The sequence below is a fragment of the Stenotrophomonas sp. 05L44_2 genome (assembly GCF_056665995.1).
Genome location: NZ_JBFTNR010000779.1, coordinates 1 through 1,843 on the forward strand (window position 1 = coordinate 1; position 1,843 = coordinate 1,843).

A 1,843-nucleotide genomic window follows, 5' to 3' on the forward strand; every position below is an offset into this window, starting at 1 on the left:
AGTGCTCGGTACCGATGCGCCACTGCGAACGGGGCTTCTCGCCGGAGGCGATCTCCGCCACCAGTTGCGAGCGGTCGGTAATGGGCGTATCGGCGACGTGGCTGGGGCTCGACAAGGGGGTGGCTCGCTGGACGGTGGCAGGGGATGTGGGGCTGGGAGCCTTGCATCGCAAGGGCGCACTATAGCGTGGCGGCTCGTTACGTCATGCGACGGTGACGGGTTTCAGCATCCTACCGACACCCTCTTGACCCTCGTACACTCAGGGCCATGAGCCGCCATTCACGACATCCCGAGCTGCACCGTGCCGATCGCGTCGGCTGGCTGCGGGCCGCCGTACTGGGCGCCAACGATGGCATTGTCTCGGTCGCCGGCCTGGTGGTCGGCGTGGCCGCCAGCGGCGCCTCGGCCAGCACGATCCTGGCCACCGGCGTGGCCGGCACCGTGGCCGGCGCGATGTCGATGGCCGCCGGCGAGTATGTGTCGGTGCAGACCCAGGCCGATACCGAAAATGCCGATCTGGCGATGGAGAAGCGCGAGCTGCACGAAGACCCGCACAGCGAACTGGACGAACTGACCGCGATCTACCGCCATCGCGGGCTGGAGCCGGCGTTGGCGCGCCAGGTTGCCGAACAGCTGACCGCCCACGACGCGCTGGGTGCCCACGCGCGCGACGAACTGGGCATCACCGAGGAACTGCGCGCGCGGCCGTTGCAGGCCGCATTGGCGTCGGCCGCCGCCTTCACCTGTGGCGCCGCGCTGCCGGTGCTGACCGCACTGCTAACGCCGGTACAGAACGTCGCCACGGCCACCACGGTCAGCACGCTGGCCGGCCTGTGCCTGACCGGCGCGATGGCGGCACGCGCCGGTGGCGCATCACCCACGCGCGGTGCCCTGCGCGTGATGTTCTGGGGTGCACTGGCGATGGCCGCCGCGGCCGCGGTCGGTCGCCTGCTGGGCGCACACGTCATATGACCGGCATGCCCCCCACCGCCATGGCACTACTGGCGGAGATGGCCAGCCTGGCCGGCTGCCAACGCGCTGAAGGCTATGCCTGCATCACCGCCCGCCGCGAGCACGGTGCCAGCTCGGTGGAGATTCCCCAGCCACAGTTCGCCATCCTGCTGGAAGGCCGCAAGCAGGTACGTACCGCCCACCAGTCGCTGACCTTCGTCCCGGGCGACATCCTGCTGATCACCCAGCGCTGCCGCATCGACGTGGTCAACACACCGGACCCGCAGACCGGACGCTACCTCAGCGCGATCGTGCCGCTGTGCACGGAAGTCCTGGCGGCGGCGCGCACGCTGTGGAGCGAGGCCTTGCCAACGGCCGGAGCGACGCTGGCCCGGGAGGCGCTGGGCGACCACGCCACGGTACTGCGCAGCTGGCGGCAGTCGTTGCAGGACGCCGACTACAGCGAAGCGCGGTTGGCGCTGGCCACGCTGGTGCTGGCGTGGTGCCGGCAGGGCCACGGCAACCTGCTGTTGCCGCACGCACCGACGCTGGGCGAGCAGATCCGCGACCGCATCGCCGCCGAACCGGCCCGCGACTGGCAGTCGCGCGACGTTGAGGCGCACTTCGCGCTGAGCGGTGCGACCCTGCGGCGGCGGTTGGCCGCCGAAGCCACCAGCCTGCGCCAGCTGCTGACCGAAGCGCGCCTGGCCCATGGCATGCAGCTGCTGTACACCACCGATCTGCCGTTGAAGACCGTGGCAGCACGCGCGGGGTATCGTTCCGCAGCGAGTTTCAGCAAGCGCTTCGCCGAGCAGTACGGGCTGGCTCCCACAGATATCTAGGGTTCTTCAGCAGGGCTGCGCCCTGCACCCGCAGAGGCAACGGCAACGGC

At 70.2% G+C, this 1,843-nt stretch carries 2 protein-coding genes; both read left to right on the forward strand.

Annotation, left to right across the window (positions count from 1 at the left end):
- The first annotated feature begins 267 nt into the window (after positions 1-267).
- Positions 268-972, forward strand: coding sequence for a VIT1/CCC1 transporter family protein (locus AC1VAN_RS20515; RefSeq protein WP_033831997.1), 705 nt, complete (start codon positions 268-270; stop codon positions 970-972).
- Positions 969-1,793 (forward strand): helix-turn-helix transcriptional regulator, encoded by an 825-nt coding sequence (locus AC1VAN_RS20520; RefSeq protein WP_442251456.1) that lies wholly within the window; start codon positions 969-971, stop codon positions 1,791-1,793. Before AC1VAN_RS20515 ends, AC1VAN_RS20520 begins: the two co-directional genes overlap by 4 nt.
- Positions 1,794-1,843 lie beyond the last annotated feature (50 nt).